The organism is Cupriavidus sp. UGS-1 (assembly GCF_021213615.1).
Classification (GTDB): Bacteria; Pseudomonadota; Gammaproteobacteria; order Burkholderiales; family Burkholderiaceae; genus Cupriavidus.
This window is the reverse complement of sequence record NZ_JAJQJF010000005.1, coordinates 364,305-381,055: the sequence shown is the minus strand read 5'-3', so window position 1 is coordinate 381,055 and position 16,751 is coordinate 364,305. Positions and strand designations below refer to the sequence as shown.

The following is a 16,751-nucleotide window of genomic DNA, read 5'->3' as shown; positions in this document are numbered from 1 at the left end:
CGGCACCAGCACCGGCACCGGCTCCCGCCGCCGCGCCGGCGCCTGCCCCGGCCGCTGCCGGCGGTGGCGGCACCGTCGAGGTCAAGGTGCCCGATATCGGCGACTACGAAGGCGTGCCGGTCATCGAGGTCCACGTGAAGCCCGGCGACAGCGTCAATGCCGAGGAATCGCTGATCACGCTCGAGTCGGACAAGGCCACGATGGACGTGCCGTCGCCATCGGCCGGCGTGGTCAAGGAAGTCAAGGTCAAGGTCGGCGACAACGTGTCCGAAGGCACGCTGATCGTGATCCTGGAAGGCGCCGGTGCTGCTCCGGCTGCCGCTCCCGCTCCCGCGCCTGCCGCGGCACCGTCTCCCGCGCCGGCCGCTGCAGCGGCCCCGGCTGCCGCTGCGGCCCCTGCGCCGGCTCCGGCGGCACAGGCCGCGCCGGCCGGCGTCAGCGGCAAGGCCGCGCATGCCAGCCCGTCGGTGCGCAAGTACGCGCGCGAACTCGGCGTCGACGTGTCGCGCGTGCCGGGCTCCGGTCCGAAGGGCCGGATCACCCATGAAGACGTGCAGCGCTACGTCAAGGGCGTGATGACGGGGCAGGCCGCTGCGCCGGCGCAAGCGGCCGCTGGTGCCGGTGGCGGCGAACTCGGTCTGCTGCCGTGGCCGAAGGTCGATTTCACCCGCTACGGCGAGATCGAAAGCAAGCCGCTGTCGCGCATCAAGAAGATTTCGGGCGCGAACCTGCATCGCAACTGGGTGATGATCCCCCACGTGACCAATCACGACGAGGCCGACATCACCGAGCTCGAAGCGTTCCGCGTGCAGCTGAACAAGGAATACGAGAAGCAGGGCGTCAAGGTCACGATGCTGGCCTTCATGATCAAGGCCACGGTCGCCGCGCTGAAGAAGTTCCCGAACTTCAATGCCTCGCTCGACGGCGACAACCTCGTCCTGAAGAAGTACTTCAACATCGGGTTCGCCGCCGATACGCCGAATGGCCTGGTCGTGCCGGTGATCAAGGACGCCGACAAGAAGGGCGTGATCGAGATCGCGCAGGAGATGGCGGAACTGGCCAAGCTGGCGCGCGAGGGCAAGCTCAAGCCCGACCAGATGCAGGGCGGCTGCTTCTCGATCTCGTCGCTCGGCGGCCTGGGCGGTACCTACTTCACGCCGATCATCAATGCGCCGGAAGTGGCCATCATGGGCGTCTGCAAGTCGTATCAGAAGCCGGTCTGGGACGGCAAGCAGTTCGTGCCGCGCCTGACGCTGCCGCTGTCGCTGTCGTGGGACCACCGCGTGATCGACGGCGCCGAGGCGGCCCGCTTCAATACCTACTTCGGTCAGCTGCTGGCCGATTTCCGCCGCATTCTGCTGTAAGCGGCTCGGCCACAGGAGCAAAGCATGAGTGTGATCGAAGTCAAGGTGCCGGACATCGGCGATTTCGACGCGGTAGAGGTGATCGAGGTGCTGGTCAAGGCCGGCGACACGATCGAGCAGGAACAGTCGCTGATCGTGCTGGAGTCGGACAAGGCCAGCATGGACGTGCCGTCGTCGGCGGCCGGCAAGGTCGTCGAGGTCAAGGTCAAGGTCGGCGACAAGGTCGCCAAGGACACGGTGATCTGCACGGTCGAGGCGCAGGCCGCGGCGGCAGCGCCCGCACCCGCACCCGCACCCGCGGCGGCTCCGGCTGCTTCGAGCCCGGCTGCGGCGCCCGCGCCGGCAGCATCGCCGGCACCGGCACCGGCACCGGCTGCGGCGACGCATGCCGGCGGCGCCGACATCCAGTGCGAGATGCTGGTGCTGGGCGCCGGCCCCGGCGGCTATTCGGCGGCGTTCCGCAGCGCCGACCTCGGCATGAATACCGTGCTGGTCGAGCGCTATGCGAGCCTGGGCGGGGTTTGCCTGAATGTCGGTTGCATCCCGTCGAAGGCGCTGCTGCATAACGCGGCGATCATCGACGAGGCCAAGGCGCTGGCCGCGCACGGCATCGTGTTCGGCGACGCGAAGATCGATCTGGACGGGCTGCGCAAGTACAAGGAATCCGTGGTCGGCAAGCTGACCGGCGGCCTCGCCGGCATGGCCAAGGCGCGCAAGGTGCAGGTCGTGCGCGGCATCGGTACCTTCCTCGATCCGCATCATCTCGAGGTCCAGGAAACCGGCGGCGACGGCAAGGATCCCACCGGCAAGAAGACGGTGATCCGTTTCGACAAGGCCATCATCGCGGCCGGCAGCCAGGCGGTGAAACTGCCGTTCATCCCGGAAGACCCGCGCATCGTCGATTCGACCGGCGCGCTGGAACTGCGCGAGATCCCCAAGCGCATGCTGGTGATCGGCGGCGGCATCATCGGGCTGGAAATGGCCACGGTCTACAGCACGCTGGGCGCCAGCATCGATGTCGTCGAAATGCTCGACGGCCTGATGCAGGGCGCGGACCGCGATCTGGTCAAGGTCTGGGAGAAGATGAACAAGCATCGCTTCGACAACGTGATGCTCAAGACCAAGACCGTCGGCGTCGAAGCCAGGGCCGATGGCATCTACGTCAAGTTCGAGGGCGAGCAGGCCCCGGCGGAGGCGCAGCGCTACGACCTGGTGCTGGTGTCGGTGGGCCGTTCGCCCAACGGCAAGCGGATCGGCGCGGAGAAGGCGGGCGTCGCGGTGACCGACCGCGGCTTCATCGACGTCGACAGCCAGATGCGCACCAACGTGCCGCATATCTTCGCGATCGGCGACATCGTCGGGCAGCCGATGCTGGCGCACAAGGCCGTGCATGAGGCCCACGTGGCCGCCGAAGCCGCGCACGGCGAGAAGGCGTACTTCGATGCCAGGCAGATTCCGTCGGTGGCCTATACCGATCCGGAAGTCGCGTGGGCTGGTCTGACCGAAGAACAGTGCAAGGCGCAGGGCATCAAGTACGGCAAGGGCGTTTTCCCGTGGGCCGCTTCGGGCCGCGCGATCGCCAACGGCCGCGACGAGGGCTTCACCAAGCTGCTGTTCGACGAGGAAACGCACCGCATCATCGGCGGCGGCATCGTCGGCACGCATGCGGGCGACCTGATCGGCGAAGTGTGCCTGGCGATCGAGATGGGCGCCGATGCGGTCGATATCGGCAAGACCATCCACCCGCACCCGACGCTAGGCGAGTCGATCGGCATGGCGGCCGAGATCTACGAGGGCGTCTGCACGGACGTGCCGCCGCCGCGCAAGCGCTGAGCGGCCGGTTGTAGCAGTACAGGAGCAGGGCCCGCCGGGATGGCGGGCCTTGTTTTACTTGAGAATGCAATTAACCGCCATTATTTTCGAAATACAGATATAGCTGCGCTGAAGCTGACAAGTGCGGGGCGCGGTCAGGCTGTAACGAAAATTCCTGCGGCTGCCGACTGGCGAGCCGGCCGAACCACGATTTCCACGTGCTGATCGAGCGAGACGAGCGCCTGCATCAGGCGCTCCAGAGAGATGTTGTCGAGTTTGTAGCGCCGGATCTGCGACACCTTTGGCTGGCTCATGCCGACGATATGGGCGGCTTCGACCTGGCTGAGCCCTCGCTTGTCGATCACTTCGTTGACTTTGACCGCCAGCAGCGCTTTTGCCGACAGTTCCTCGGCATCGGCAAATCCGAGGTCGGCCAACACATCGTCCGTGCCTGTTCTAGTGCGATTGCATGGCATCACGATCTCCCGCTTTTTCCGTATCTGGCGAGCACCGCCTTCAGCCGCTTCTCGATCAAGGCGATATCCGGTTGCGGCGTGGCGATGCCCGACTTGGACTTTTTCTGAAACGCGCGCAGCACGTGGACTGCGTTGCCGACGCAGACCGTGTATACGGCCCGGAAGGTATCGCCGCAGTGATCGTCGACCAGTTCGTACACGCCCGAACCCAGGCCCTTCCACGGCTTTGCTGAAGGAGGCGTGCGCCCCAACTGCACGACGAACAGGGCTACCCCCATGTCTTTTTGAACCGGAATGGGGAATGCTTTGAAGTCCTTTTTCGAGGAGCCTTCCCAATACAACAGCTTGCGTTCGTCGGGCACGATTTATACCTGTTCGGATATAAATCGCAAGCGACGGATGCACCAGCCGCCCTGGCATCACCATGACAAACTGACTGCGAAGCGCAACCGGATCGCCTGGCGAAAGGCGGCGATGATCGTTGCGATGCAGCGTCCGAACGTTGTACGACTGTGACGATCCCGGGCTGAAGTTCGAATGCGCTAATTGCGGTGCCAGAGGCAATAAAAAAGCCCGGCATCAATGCCGGGCTTCGGAGGTCAGCGTCGACCGGGTGCCCCGCGAGCGGGGCACCGTTCAGCGCGATCAGGCTGCGGTGGTCTTCTTGCCAGCGGTGCGGGCGGTGGCGCTCGCTTGCTGGGCGGCCTTGGTCGCGGCGGTGGCGGCCGCCTGGAAATTGCTTTCGGCGATTTCGACGGCTTGCTTGGTAGCCTTCTGGACCGACTCGTAGGCGTTGTTGGCGGCCGAGATGGCCGACTTCACGATGGCCACGGTCGATTCCGAACCGGCCGGGGCGTTCTTGGCGAAGTTGTCGACCAGGCTTTGCACGTTGCGTGAGCTTTCGGCCAGCTGGGCCTCGGCGACGCGGGTGAATTCCGACTGCGTGTCGGCCGCGATTTCGTACACGTGGCGGCTGTAGGCGACGGCCTTTTCGGCGACCGGCTGGATCAGCGAAACCTGCAGCGCCAGCAGTTCCTGGGCGTCGCGGGCGGTCAGCGTGCGCTTGGCGTGCTCGACGTTTTCAGCCAGCGTGGTCTTGACCACTTGCATGTTCAGCTCGACCAGCTTTTCCACGCCTTCGAAGGCCTTGGTGGTCAAACCGAACAGGGTTTCCAGATTGGCTTTGTGGGCGGCGGCAACTTGTTCGGGGGTAAAGGACATGCTGGTCTCCATCAAATGAAGTCGAGTTCAAGCGAACTCAAAAAATAGGTCGCCTAGATGTCAAGGCCGTGACGTTGCGGTGGCCAGCCCAGGCGCGTTAATGGTTTGTGCGTGCGCTCCAACGACTCGATTTGGCCGGCCGGAAACCGTCTTTTCGATTCATGGTGCGTCGCAACAATTCCGTATTGTATGGACCATGTTTGGTGTGTCAAGCGGTTTTTGTGCATCGCACAACCGGTCTGGGGTAAACCCTCGGGCGGCTTCGCCACATTGCGACTGCCCGATCACCTGCGGGGCCTCGGGCGACGTGACGAACTGGCCGGTGCTACCATCGCCCATTCCATTCAACGCATGGCCGGGCAGGGCGATATGCCTGATCGCCGCGCGGCCCGCCCGTTCCGCCCTTGTTGCCGATGTCCCGCCAAGCCTCCCGCAGCCGTTTTGTCCGCATCGCGATTCCATTGCGTCCCAATCCGTTCGACATCGGCGCACCCATGAAGGGGCGTGCGTGAGGCCGGCGTCAGAGGCCAGCGCGGGCCGAACCGCGTCAGACGGCACCAATGCGTGGCTGGTGTCGATGCCCTGGCTGTTCGTGCTGATCTGGAGCACCGGCTTTATCGTCGCCAAGTACGGCATGCCGCATGCCGAGCCGATGACCTTTCTGTTCCTGCGCTTTGCCGGCGTGGTGGTGCTGATGGTGCCGTTCGTCGTGCTGGCGCGCGTGCCGCTGCCTCGTCGCGATGGCCATGTGGATTGGGCCATGATCGGGCGCATTGCGCTGGCGGGGCTGCTGTTGCAGACCGGCTATCTGGGCGGGGTCTGGGCCGCGGTCAAGCTCGGCATGCCGGCCGGCATGGCCGCGTTGATCGTCGGCATGCAGCCGCTGCTGACGGCGCTGATTTCGCTGCGTCTCGGCGAACGCCTGCGCGGCTGGCAGTGGCTGGGCCTGCTGCTCGGCATCGTCGGCGTCGGCCTGGTGGTGGCCGGCAAGCTGTCGGCCGGCTCGGCGACGCCGTTCAGCGTGCTGCTCGCGGTCGGCGCCTTGCTGTCGATCACCGTCGGCACGCTGTATCAGAAGCATCGCTGCCCGGTGTTCGATCTGCGCATGGGCTCGCTGATCCAGTTCACCGCGGCGGCGCTGGCCTGCCTGCCCTGGATGTTCCTGTTCGAAACGCGCGAAGTCGACTGGAACCTCGAGATGGTCGGCGCGCTGGCCTGGTCGATCGTGGCCCTGTCGATCGGCGCGATCTCGCTGCTGTTCGTGCTGATCCGGCGCGGCGCCGCCACCAGCGTATCGAGCCTGATGTACCTGACGCCGCCGACCACCGCCGTGATGGCCTGGCTGTTGTTCGACGAACGCTTTCCGCCGATGGCCGCGGCCGGCATGGCGCTCGCGGCGGCCGGCGTCGCGCTGGTGATGCGCGGCGCGGCGGCGCCGTCGCGCCGCGCTTGACCGGCCCGCGCGCAACCCTCCTTCCGCCCACCGTTATTGCTCTTTCCCCGCCATGAAGCCGCAAGCCCAGACCCGCGACTGCTATCGCCACTTCCTGCCGATCACGACGCGCTGGATGGACAACGATGTTTATGGCCACGTCAACAACGTTGTCTACTACAGTTATTTCGACACCGTGGTGAATCGCTACCTGATCGAGCGCGGCGTGCTCGACATCGAGGCAGGGGACACCATCGGGCTGGTCATCGAGACGCAGTGCAACTACTTCGCCTCGCTGAGCTTTCCCGAAACGGTGATCGCGGGTCTGCGCGTCGCGCGGCTCGGCAACAGCAGTGTGCGCTACGAGGTGGGGCTGTTTCGCGAGGGCGATGACAGCGCCGCCGCGCAGGGGCACTTCGTGCATGTCTACGTCGACCGCCAGACGCGCCGCCCGGTCGCCTTGCCTGAGCCGTTGCGCAAGGCACTCGAGCCGCTGCTGGTGGCGGCTGTGGATCGGTAGGGAGCGTGAACGTGAGCGCGCGCAGGTGCCGTACCGGCCTGTCCCTGGCGCCCGGTATCGGGGGCAGGGCAGCCGGCGCGCCGCGCGGCGAATGTTGCGGTGCGGATGTGAACCGGAACGCGGTTCCGCGCGTTGCTGATCCAGATGACGCGGCCGACTTTGCGCCGGCCACTCAATTTCTCGCCAGAACTGACGTTAGTAAGGCATGCGCGTGCGCAGGGCGGAAGATTGCCGGGCCGGGAGGCCGCGTCATGCAGATTTTCATGTGCTGCAAGCGTCTTATTTTTCGCATTACGGAAATGTCTGTAATCGAAGCTTTAAGTCCGCTGTGTAAGTCATTAATCTTGCTAACAAATTCTTTTTTTTCTACACTGGCGCCATTCCCGATGCGCGCCCGAGAATCATGTCCCGGTTCGACCTCCCATTCCTGAGATTTCTCGGCACCCTGCCTCTGCCCTCGGTGGCAGCGACCATGCTGGTGTCGGCGGCGCTGATTGCCGCGCCCATGGCGGAGGCGGCGAGTAAGTCGTCTAAATCCGCTAAAAAGACCGAAAAGGTCGTCAAACTCCAAAAATCCTCGGCTAAATCGTCGAAATCCACCAAGTCCGCCAAGGCCAGCAGCGTGTCGAAGCGCTCGACGGTGGCCAAGACCGGCAGCCGCAAGGTCATCGTTTCGAAGAATGGCAAGCGCAAGGTCATTCTGGTCCAGCGCCAGGCCGCCCCGGTGCGCGCCGCCTATACGCCGCCGTCGCGCCCGTCGCTGGGCGAGGCGCTCGGACTGCGCGATACCGACGATGCGCTGTCGCTGCGCTCCAGCGTCGCCTTGGTGATGGACCAGAACACCAACGAAGTGCTGTTCCAGAAGAACGCGGCCGCGGTGCTGCCGATCGCGTCGATCACCAAGCTGATGACCGCGCTGGTGGTGATGGACGCACGCCTGCCGATGGACGAGGTGCTGACCATCACCGAAGAGGACCGCGACACCGAGAAGCACAGCAGCTCGCGTCTGCGCTTCGGCACGCAGCTGACCCGGCAGGAACTGATGCTGCTGGCCCTGATGTCGTCGGAAAACCGCGCCGCCTCGGCGCTCGGCCGCCACTATCCGGGCGGGCTGCCGGCCTTCGTGCAGGCGATGAACCGCAAGGCCCGCGAACTGGGCATGAACGACTCCCACTTCGTCGATTCGAGCGGGCTGTCGAGCAGCAATGTCTCGTCGGCGCTGGACCTGGCCCGGCTGGTCAAGGCGGCCTATCGCAATCCGACCATCCGCGCGTTCTCGACGCAGACCGAGCATGAGGTCAACGTGCTTGGCCGCACCCAGCACTACGTCAGCACCAATCGCCTGGTGCGCGGCGGCAACTGGGACATCGGCCTGCAGAAGACCGGCTTCATCTCGGAAGCGGGGCGCTGCCTGGTGATGCAGGCACGCGTCGGCGGCCGCGATGTGGTGATGGTGTTCCTGGACTCGTCCGGCAACCTGACGCGCTTTGCCGATGCCAACCGCGTGCGCGACTGGCTAGAGCATTCGCCGCCGTCGGCGCCGAACCGCTTCCCGAGCACGCCGAACCTGACGCAAGGTCCGGCCAACTCGCCGCATTACGTGCTGACGTCGCAGCAGGCTCGCGGCATCTGAGCTGGCCTGAGCTGAGCTGGACCGAACCGCAGGACGCAAGCCCGTCCCGCAACGAAAGACGCGCCCCTCGAGGGCGCGTCGTCGTTTCAGGGCCGGCCAGGCGGTCAAGCAACCGGCTTGGTTCAGCCGATCACAGCAGCTTGCCCGGATTCATGATCCCCGCCGGATCGAGCAGCCGCTTGATGCCGACCATCAGCCGCAGCTCGAGCGGATCCTTGTAGCGGTGGAAATACTCGCGCTTGAGCTGGCCGATGCCGTGCTCCGCGCTGATGCTGCCGCCATGGCGCATCACCTCGTCCAATACCTCGGCCGTGACGGCCTCGCCGTGGGTCGTCGCCCAGTCCTTCGGTGCGCCGGCCGGGCGCGACAGGTTGTAGTGCAGGTTGCCGTCGCCGAAGTGGCCGAACACGAAGGGGCGGATCGCGGCGTCGAGCCGCTGCAGCCGTGCCTCCATCCGCGCCATGAACACCGGGATCGATTCGATCGGCAGCGAGATGTCGTGCTTCAGATGCGGGCCGTCGGCGCGCTGGGCTTCGGAGATTTCCTCGCGCAGCTTCCACATCGCGTGGACCTGGCTCAGCGACGCCGATACCGCGGCGTCGAGGCACAGGCCCTGTTCCAGCGCGTCGCCGATGGTCGCTTCGAGCAGCGAATTCAGTCCCGCCTCGTCGGTGGTGTCGGCCAGTTCGACCAGCACATAGGCCGGATGGCGGTCGGCGAAGGGCTCCTGCACGCCTTCCGCATGCGTCAGCACCAGATCCAGGCAGGGGCCGGTGAAGAATTCGAAGGCCTGAAGCCGTGCGCCGCAACGCGAGTACAGCAGCGAGAACAGCTGCAGCGCCTGCTGCGGCGACTCCACCGCGGCCAGCACCACGGCGCGTTGATCGGTGCGCGGCAGGAGCCGCAGCGCGACCGCTGTGATGACGCCCAGCGTGCCTTCGGACCCGATCAGCAGTTGCTTCAGGTCGTAGCCGGTGTTGTCCTTGCGCAGCGTGCGTAGTCCGTGGAAGACCTCGCCGTCCGGCAGCACCGCTTCCAGTCCGAGCACCAGCTCGCGCGCCATGCCGTAGCGGACCACGTTGACGCCGCCGGCATTGGTGGCGAGGTTGCCGCCGATCTGGCACGAGTCCTCGGCGGCCAGCGACAGCGGCAACTGGCGGTCCGCGTCATGGGCGGCGCGGCGCAGATTGCCGAGAATGCAGCCGGCCTCGGCGACCATCGTGTTGGCGATGGTATCGACCGAGCGGATCGCGTTCATCCGGTCCAGGCTCAGCACCACGTTGGCGGGGCGATCGTCGGGCGTCGCGCCGCCGCACAGGCCGGTATTGCCGCCGCGCGGCACCACCGGCACGCGCCACTGCTGGCACAGCGCCAGGCAGCGCGCGACTTCGTCGGTATTGCGGGGCCGGACCACGGCCTGGGCATCGCCCCGGTAGATTCCGCGCCAGTCGCTGAGCCAGGGCGCGATCGCCTGCGCATCGGTGGTCACCACATCGGGTCCCAGCGCCTCGAGCAGGCGCGGCAGAAAACCGGAGTCTTGCATCTCGTCGTGTGCTGTCTGTCGAAATCGGGAAGGGCGCGGCGCGTGGCGTCGCGCTCCGGGGCGTGGCGTGCGGGGCGGCGGAAGACTGCGCGCCCCTACACGCGCCCCTGCACGCGCCCCTACACGTCGCTACACGTCGCTATCGGCGGTATAGCCCATGCCGCGCGAAATCTGCAACGCCGTTTCCTTCAGGTTCTGCAGCCAGCTGTCCTGCAGGCGATCCGCCGGGGCCGACAGCGACAGGCCGGCGACCAGCCGGCGCGAGTCGTCGTAGATGCCCGCCGCGATGCAGCGCACGCCGAGTTCGAGCTCCTCGTTGTCGCGCGCATAGCCGTTGGTGCGGACCCAGTTCAGCTCACGCTCCAGCTTCGACAGGTCGGTGATCGAAGTACGGGTATGTCCGGCCAGGCCGGTGCGGGTGGCGTAGTTGCGCACCCGTGCGACCTCGTCCGCGGCGAGGAACAGCTTGCCGACCGAGGTCAGGTGCAGCGGGGCGCGGCCGCCGATGGCGCGCACCACCTGCATGCCGGAGCGCTCGCTGTAGGCGCGTTCGATATAGACGATCTCGTCGCCCTGGCGCACCGACAGGTTGACGGTCTGGCCGGTGACGCGGTGCAGCGCGCGCATCGGTGCCAGCGCCGCCTCGCGTACCGACAGCCGGGCCTTGACCAGATTGCCCAGTTCCAGCAGCCGCATGCCGAGCCGGTAGCTGCCCGGATCGGAGCGGTCGACGAAGCGGCACGCGACCATGTCGTTGAGGATGCGGTGCGCCGTCGAGGGATGCAGACCGGTAGCCTGGGAGAGTTCCTTCAGACTGACCGGATCGGCATGCCGCGCGAGCGCATCGAGCAGCGTCATCATCCGCTCGATCACCTGGATCGACGTCTTGCCGGGTTCCTTTTCTGCTTCAGCCATGGGGAAATTGTTGCCATGCGGCAAATTAAGCGACTGCCTGATTCTATCTCGCATCGTGAAAATTTCAATACGTGAAATGTCATAGTCGGGCATTCTGCACATCAATGCGCCCCAGAATGGGGCGCCAAAAGGCCCCGGAAGGACGGTGGCGGCCGACAAAAGCGCCGGTGGCGGCGCGCCGCAGTGGCGGAACCGCTGCGCAGAAGCGCATAATTGCGAGGTTTTGGGTCTGGAAAAAGGTAGGAATCCCCATGCGAGTCGGTCTGTTCGTCACCTGTCTGGTGGACCTGATGCGGCCGGAGATCGGCTTTTCGGTACTCAAGCTGCTGGAGAAGGCCGGCTACGAGGTCATGGTCCCCGAGGCCCAGACCTGCTGCGGCCAGCCGGCCTATAACTCCGGCGAGCGCGCCGCCTCGCGCGACCTGGCCGAGAAATTCCTGCGCGAGTTCGAGATGTTCGACTACGTGGTGGTGCCGTCGGGCTCCTGCGGCGGCATGATCCTGCATCACTACGGCGACCTGCTGCGCAACGATCCCGAACTGAACGGCCGCTACGAGCGCCTGCGCACGCGGGTCTACGAGCTGACCGACTTCCTGGCCAATGTCGCCCGCATCGACTCGCTGGACAGCAATTTCGCCGGCCACGTGACCTACCACGACTCGTGCTCCGGGCTGCGCGAACTCGGCGTCAAGCAGCAGCCGCGCGCCTTGCTCGGCAAGCTGCCCGGCGTGCAGCTGACCGAGATGAAGGACTGCGAGGCCTGCTGCGGTTTCGGCGGTACGTTCGCGGTCAAGTACGGCAATATCTCGACCGCCATCGTCGACGAGAAGTGCGCCAATATCGCGGCCAGCGGCGCCGAGGCGGTGGTGCTCGGCGACCTGGGCTGCATCCTCAACATCGAAGGCCGGCTGCGCAGGACCGGCGATACGCGCACCCGCGTGCTGCATATCGCGCAGGTCCTGGCCGGCGACGCCTGATCGCCGCATCCCCGATCCCGGCATTCCCGCATCGATCGCGCACCACGCAAGAGGCCACCACGCATGCAAGTGCACAGCATGGAATTCAAGGCGCGCGCCGGCCAGAAGCTGGCCGACCAGCGCCTGCAGCAGAACCTGAAGAAGCTGTCGACCAAGTTCGTCACCGCGCGCGCGGCCGCGATCGAGGACATCGACTTCGCCGCCACGCGGGAGGCGCTGAAGGAGCGCCGCGACCGTGCGCTCGCCAATCTGGACGTCTGGCTGGCGACCTTCGAGGAGAACGCCACGCGCCGCGGCGCCACGGTGCTGTTTGCCGAGACGACCGCCGACGCGGCAAGGCTGGTCGGCGAGATCGCGCAGCGTCACGGCGTGCGCAAGGTCATCAAGAGCAAGTCGATGGTGACCGAGGAGATGCGGCTGAACGAGGTGCTCGGCGAGCTCGGCGTGCAGAGCATCGAGACCGATCTCGGCGAATACATCCTGCAGATCAACGACGCCGAGCCGCCGTCGCACATCATTGCGCCGGTGGTGCACAAGGACAAGGACGAGATCGCCGACCTGTTCGCCAAGGTCCACCAGAAGCCGCGGCTGACCGAGATTCCCGACATGACGCGGGAAGCGCGCGAGGTGCTGCGCCCGGAGTTCCTGTCGGCCGATATGGGCGTGACCGGCGGCAACTTCCTGATCGCGGAAACGGGCTCGGTCGCGGTGGTGACCAACGAGGGCAACGAGGGCATGTGTACGGTGATGCCGCGCGTGCATGTCGCCGTCACCGGCATCGAGAAGGTGCTGCCGACGCTGGAGGACCTGGCCACCGTGATGCGGCTGCTGCCGCGCTCGGCGACCGGCCAGGCGATTTCGAACTATTTCTCGCTGCTGACCGGCCCGCGCGCGCCCGGCGAGCAGGACGGCCCCGAGCACATGTACTTCGTGCTGGTCGATGGCGGCCGCACCGGCCTGATCGGCGGCGACTTCCAGGAGATGCTGCGCTGCATCCGTTGCGGCGCCTGCATGAACCACTGCCCGGTCTACCAGAAGATCGGCGGTCATGCCTATGGCTGGGTCTATCCTGGGCCGATGGGCAGCGTGCTGACGCCCAGCTATGTCGGCCTGGGCAACGCGATCGACCTGCCGCAGGCGGCCACGCTGTGCGGCGAGTGCAACCGCGTCTGCCCGGCCTCGATCCCGCTGTCGGACCTGCTGCGCAAGCTGCGCGAGAAGCAGATGGAGCGCGGCATGCGGCCGTGGCAGGAACGCTGGGCGCTGCGCGCCTGGGGCTATGTCGCCAAGCGGCCGGGGCTCTATGCGCTGGCCACGCGACTGGGAGCCAGCGTGCTGTCGCGCATGGGCCGCAACGACGGACGCATCGCCAAGCTGCCGCTGGGCGGCCGCGGCTGGACCGATACGCGCGACATGCCGGCGCCCACCGGCCGCACCTTCCGCGATCTCTACAAGGAAAGGAGGGCGAAGGCATGAGCGATCCCGCCAACCAGGCGCCCTTGCGCGCGATGCGAGAAGCGCTGGACCGCCATCGTGCCGGTACGTTGCCCGCCGACGCGCTCGTGCGCGTGTGGCGCGAACAGGCGCCGGCACTGACGCTGCCGCCGGTATTCGGCCAGGCGATGGAGGAACTGCTGCGCCGCCTCGAGATGTCGGCGGTGTTTGCCCAGGACAGCTGCTCGTTTTCCAGCTCCGCGGTGACGGACCAGCTGGAGCGCTGGCTCGCGAAGGCGGCGACGGCCTGAGTGCTGAGCCCCTGAGCCCCTGAGTTTCCATCCACGCGGCAACAAAAAAACCCCGGCCAAGGCCGGGGTTTCGTTTTGCCAACCCACAGTGTCGTCCCCGCGCATGCGGGGACCCAGTGACTTCTAAAGCCGCTGGATTCCCGCATGCGCGGGAATGACGTTGGTCGCGCCGCAGGGGCGAAATCAGCCCAGCAGCAGCGCGTCGTCGTCCAGCTGCTCGTGCCGGCTGCGCTCGAACATGCGCAGCAGGTCCGGCACGTCCAGGCCCTTGCGTTCGTCGCCCGACACGTCGAGCACCACCTGGCCCTGGTGCAGCATCACGGTGCGCTGGCCGTAGTCCAGCGCCTGCCGCATGCTGTGGGTCACCATCATCGTGGTCAGCTTGTTTTCCTCGACGATGCGGGCGGTCAGCTCGAGCACGAAGGCCGCGGTCTTCGGGTCCAGCGCGGCGGTATGCTCGTCGAGCAGCAGGATGCGCGAGGGCTGCAGCGATGCCATCAGCAGGCTGACCGCCTGGCGCTGGCCGCCGGACAGCAGGCCGATGCGGTCGGTCAGCCGGTTTTCCAGCCCCAGGTTCAGCAGCCGCAGCTTGTCGCGGAACAGCTCGCGCGACGAACGGTTCAGCGCCGGCCGAAAACCCCGGCGCGAGCCGCGCGCCATCGCCAGCGCCATGTTTTCCTCGATCGTCAGCGCCTCGCAGGTGCCGGCCATCGGGTCCTGGAACACGCGGGCGACCAGCGGCGCGCGGTCCCAGGCGGGCTTGCGCGTGACGTCGTTGCCGTCGATCGTGATGGTGCCGGCATCGACCATCTGGTCGCCGCTGATGGCGTTCAGGAAGGTCGACTTGCCGGCGCCGTTCGAGCCGATCACGGCGACGAACTGGCCCGACGGAATCTCCAGGCTCAGCCCGCGCAGCGCGCGCGTCTCGATCGGCGTGCCGGGATTGAAGGTCAGCTTCAGGTCTTGTGCGCGCAGCATGTCAGCCTCCATTCGCCTTGCGGCCGAACAGCTTCTTGCGCGTGGCCGGCAGCACCAGCGCGACCGTCACCAGCAGCGCGGTGACCAGGTTCAGGTCCTGTGCCTTCAGGCCGATGAAATCGCTGTTCAGCGCCAGCGCGATGAAGAAGCGGTAGAGGATCGCGCCGAGCACCACGGCCAGCGTCGTCAGAATCAGCCGGCGGGCCGGCAGGATCGTCTCGCCGATGATCACCGCGGCCAGGCCGATCACGATCGTGCCGATGCCCATCGAGATGTCGGAGCCGCCCTGAGTCTGCGCGAACAGCGCGCCGGCCAGTGCGACCAGCGCGTTCGACAGCGCCATGCCGGCCAGCGTGGCGCGGCCGGTGGCGATGCCCTGCGCGCGCGCCATGCGCGGATTGGCGCCGGTGGCCCGCATCGCCAGCCCGAGCTGCGACGAGAAGAACCAGTCCAGGCCGAGCTTGGCGACGATCACGATGACCACCAGCACCAGCGGGCGCAGCATGAAGTCGGGCAGCCATTCCGGCTGCAGCACCGTGAACATCGTCGGCTCGGTGATCAGCGGCACGTTGGGCCGGCCCATGATCCGCAGATTGATCGAGTACAGCGCGATCATCATCAGGATCGACGCCAGCAGGTCCATGATCTTGAGCCGGACATTGAGCCAGCCGGTGATCAGGCCGGCGATCGCGCCGGCGACGATGGCCAGCGCCGTGGCGAGGAACGGGTCCTGGCCCATGGCGATCAGCGTGGCCGCGACGGCTCCGCCCAGCGGAAAGCTGCCATCGACGGTCAGATCGGGGAAATTGAGGATGCGGAAGGAGATCAGCACCCCGAGGGCGACGAGGCTGAAGATCAGGCCGATCTCCAGCGCGCCCAGAAGGGAGAAGAGGGACATGGTGAATCCTGTTGCGGTATGCGCGCCCGCCGGTGGCCGGGCGTGCTGACTGGCGCGGCTGCCGCCGGCGGATCAAGCGCCTGGGCGGGCCGCAGGCTGCAACCAGCGGCGTCGGCGCGTGGCCGGGTAGGGCGTGGCGCCGGCCAGCCGCCCGCTGCGCGGCGTGCCGGCAGCCGGGCGGCGGGTCGTCATGGCGTCATTACTTGATGACCTGCTTGGCTTCCTTGATCAGGTCCTGCGACAGCGTCACGCCTTGCTTCTCGGCGGCCGTCGTGTTGACGAACAGCTCCAGCTTGTCGCTGGTCTCGGACGGGATCGCGCCCGGCTTCTCGCCCTTCAGGATGCGCACCACGATCTTGCCGGTCTGCACGCCCAGGTCGCCGTAGTTGATGCCCAGCGCCGCGATCGCACCGCGCTTGACGCTGTCGGTATCGGCGGCCACCAGCGGCACCTTCGATTCGTTGGCGACCTTGACCAGCGCCTCGTAGGCCGACACCACGTTGTTGTCGGTATTCGTGTAGATCACGTCGACCTTGCCGACCAGGCTCTTGGCCGCCGGACCGATATCGACGGTACGCGGCGCGGCGGCTTCCTTCAGCGTCAGGCCTTCCTTGGCCAGCAGCGTCTTCAGTTCCTTGACCACCACGACCGAGTTGGCCTCGCCCGGGTTGTAGACCATGCCGACGGTCTTGGCCTTGGGCACCACGCGCTTGATCAGCGCGACCTGCTTGTCCAGCGGCAGCTTGTCGGACACGCCGGTCACGTTGGTGCCGCTGGCCTGCCAGCCCTTGACCAGTTGTGCCGCGACCGGATCGGTGACGCCCGAGTAGACGACCGGCACGGTCTTGGTCGAGGCGACCACGGCCTGCGCGGCCGGCGTCGCGATCGCGACGATCGCGTTCGGCTGGTCGCCGACGAACTTGCGGGCGATCTGCGCGGCGGTGCCGGTATTGCCCTGCGCGCTCTGGTATTCCCACTTCAGGTTCTTGTCGGCGTCGTAGCCGGCCGTCTTCAGTTCTGCGCGCACGCCGTCGCGGATCGCGTCCAGCGCGGGGTGATCGACGATCGAGAGCACCTTGACGGTCTGCGCGTTCACCGCGCCGCCGTGCAGCAGGGCCAGCGCAACGGCGCCGGCCAGCAGGGTCTTGGTCGAAGTTTTCAGCATGGTCATGGTCGAATCTCCCCTCGAATATTTGGTTGTGGGTTTCGTTCGGGTCGGCCGCCCCTGTGCCTCGGT

17 protein-coding genes are annotated in these 16,751 nt (G+C 66.5%); 8 read left to right on the top strand and 9 right to left on the bottom strand.

Annotation, left to right across the window (positions count from 1 at the left end; translation table 11 throughout):
* A partial coding sequence (gene aceF, locus LRR16_RS10140; RefSeq protein ID WP_232205759.1) for a dihydrolipoyllysine-residue acetyltransferase occupies window positions 1–1,364 on the top strand: 1,364 nt, incomplete at its 5' end.
* A gap of 24 nt (window positions 1,365–1,388) precedes the next feature.
* Entirely contained in the window at window positions 1,389–3,197 is a 1,809-nt protein-coding gene (gene lpdA / locus LRR16_RS10125; RefSeq protein ID WP_255674084.1) for a dihydrolipoyl dehydrogenase, read from the top strand.
* Window positions 3,198–3,331: 134 nt separating this feature from the next.
* Here lpdA and LRR16_RS10120 read toward each other — a convergent pair whose 3' ends face one another.
* From LRR16_RS10120 to LRR16_RS10110, 3 genes are all read right to left on the bottom strand, one after another.
* Window positions 3,332–3,652 (bottom strand): helix-turn-helix domain-containing protein, encoded by a 321-nt coding sequence (locus tag LRR16_RS10120; RefSeq protein WP_232205758.1) that lies wholly within the window; start codon window positions 3,650–3,652, stop codon window positions 3,332–3,334.
* Entirely contained in the window at window positions 3,652–4,014 is a 363-nt protein-coding gene (locus LRR16_RS10115; RefSeq protein WP_232205757.1) for a type II toxin-antitoxin system RelE/ParE family toxin, read from the bottom strand. Before LRR16_RS10115 ends, LRR16_RS10120 begins: the two co-directional genes overlap by 1 nt.
* Before the next feature lie 283 nt (window positions 4,015–4,297).
* The gene (locus tag LRR16_RS10110; protein WP_043439695.1) at window positions 4,298–4,873 is read right to left on the bottom strand and encodes a phasin family protein; all 576 of its coding nucleotides are present in this window, start codon (window positions 4,871–4,873) and stop codon (window positions 4,298–4,300) included.
* 577 nt (window positions 4,874–5,450) lie between these two features.
* On the opposite strand from LRR16_RS10110, the gene LRR16_RS10105 reads away from it, so the two are divergent.
* Complete coding sequence (locus LRR16_RS10105) at window positions 5,451–6,326, top strand: DMT family transporter (protein WP_064573297.1); 876 nt, start codon at window positions 5,451–5,453, stop codon at window positions 6,324–6,326.
* 52 nt (window positions 6,327–6,378) lie between these two features.
* Entirely contained in the window at window positions 6,379–6,825 is a 447-nt protein-coding gene (locus LRR16_RS10100; protein ID WP_006578414.1) for a thioesterase family protein, read from the top strand.
* 366 nt (window positions 6,826–7,191) lie between these two features.
* Here the strand turns inward: LRR16_RS10100 and LRR16_RS24500 are convergent, their stop codons facing one another.
* Entirely contained in the window at window positions 7,192–7,473 is a 282-nt protein-coding gene (locus LRR16_RS24500) for a hypothetical protein (protein ID WP_232205756.1), read from the bottom strand.
* On the opposite strand from LRR16_RS24500, the gene pbpG reads away from it, so the two are divergent.
* Window positions 7,448–8,458 carry a D-alanyl-D-alanine endopeptidase gene (gene pbpG / locus LRR16_RS10090; RefSeq protein ID WP_231906249.1) on the top strand — a complete coding sequence of 337 codons (1,011 nt, stop codon included), beginning with the start codon at window positions 7,448–7,450 and terminating at the stop codon, window positions 8,456–8,458. The genes LRR16_RS24500 and pbpG overlap by 26 nt on opposite strands.
* A gap of 130 nt (window positions 8,459–8,588) precedes the next feature.
* Here the strand turns inward: pbpG and LRR16_RS10085 are convergent, their stop codons facing one another.
* On the bottom strand, window positions 8,589–10,001 hold the full coding sequence (locus LRR16_RS10085; protein ID WP_232205755.1) for an FAD-binding oxidoreductase: 1,413 nt from the start codon (window positions 9,999–10,001) through the stop codon (window positions 8,589–8,591).
* A 129-nt stretch (window positions 10,002–10,130) separates the two neighbouring features.
* A complete protein-coding gene (locus LRR16_RS10080; protein WP_006578410.1) occupies window positions 10,131–10,916 on the bottom strand; it encodes an IclR family transcriptional regulator in 786 nt (261 codons plus the stop codon).
* Window positions 10,917–11,167: 251 nt separating this feature from the next.
* On the opposite strand from LRR16_RS10080, the gene LRR16_RS10075 reads away from it, so the two are divergent.
* The 3 genes from LRR16_RS10075 (at window position 11,168) to LRR16_RS10065 (ending at window position 13,638) form a co-directional block, all read left to right on the top strand.
* Window positions 11,168–11,893, top strand: a complete 726-nt coding sequence (locus tag LRR16_RS10075) for a (Fe-S)-binding protein (RefSeq protein ID WP_006578409.1) — start codon at window positions 11,168–11,170, stop codon at window positions 11,891–11,893.
* Between the two features lie 63 nt (window positions 11,894–11,956).
* Window positions 11,957–13,369, top strand: coding sequence for a LutB/LldF family L-lactate oxidation iron-sulfur protein (locus LRR16_RS10070; RefSeq protein WP_023263784.1), 1,413 nt, complete (start codon window positions 11,957–11,959; stop codon window positions 13,367–13,369).
* Window positions 13,366–13,638, top strand: coding sequence for a hypothetical protein (locus LRR16_RS10065; protein WP_023263785.1), 273 nt, complete (start codon window positions 13,366–13,368; stop codon window positions 13,636–13,638). The genes LRR16_RS10070 and LRR16_RS10065 overlap by 4 nt, the downstream gene beginning before the upstream one ends.
* 183 nt (window positions 13,639–13,821) lie before the next feature.
* On the opposite strand, the gene LRR16_RS10060 is transcribed toward LRR16_RS10065, so the two are convergent.
* The 3 genes from LRR16_RS10060 to LRR16_RS10050 form a co-directional block, all read right to left on the bottom strand.
* Window positions 13,822–14,616, bottom strand: coding sequence for an ABC transporter ATP-binding protein (locus LRR16_RS10060; protein WP_006578408.1), 795 nt, complete (start codon window positions 14,614–14,616; stop codon window positions 13,822–13,824).
* 1 nt (window position 14,617) lies between these two features.
* Window positions 14,618–15,514: an ABC transporter permease gene (locus LRR16_RS10055; protein WP_023263787.1), complete on the bottom strand. Its 897-nt coding sequence runs from the start codon at window positions 15,512–15,514 to the stop codon at window positions 14,618–14,620.
* A gap of 199 nt (window positions 15,515–15,713) precedes the next feature.
* The gene (locus LRR16_RS10050) at window positions 15,714–16,685 is read right to left on the bottom strand and encodes an ABC transporter substrate-binding protein (RefSeq protein ID WP_232205754.1); all 972 of its coding nucleotides are present in this window, start codon (window positions 16,683–16,685) and stop codon (window positions 15,714–15,716) included.
* Between the last annotated feature and the right edge of the window lie 66 nt (window positions 16,686–16,751).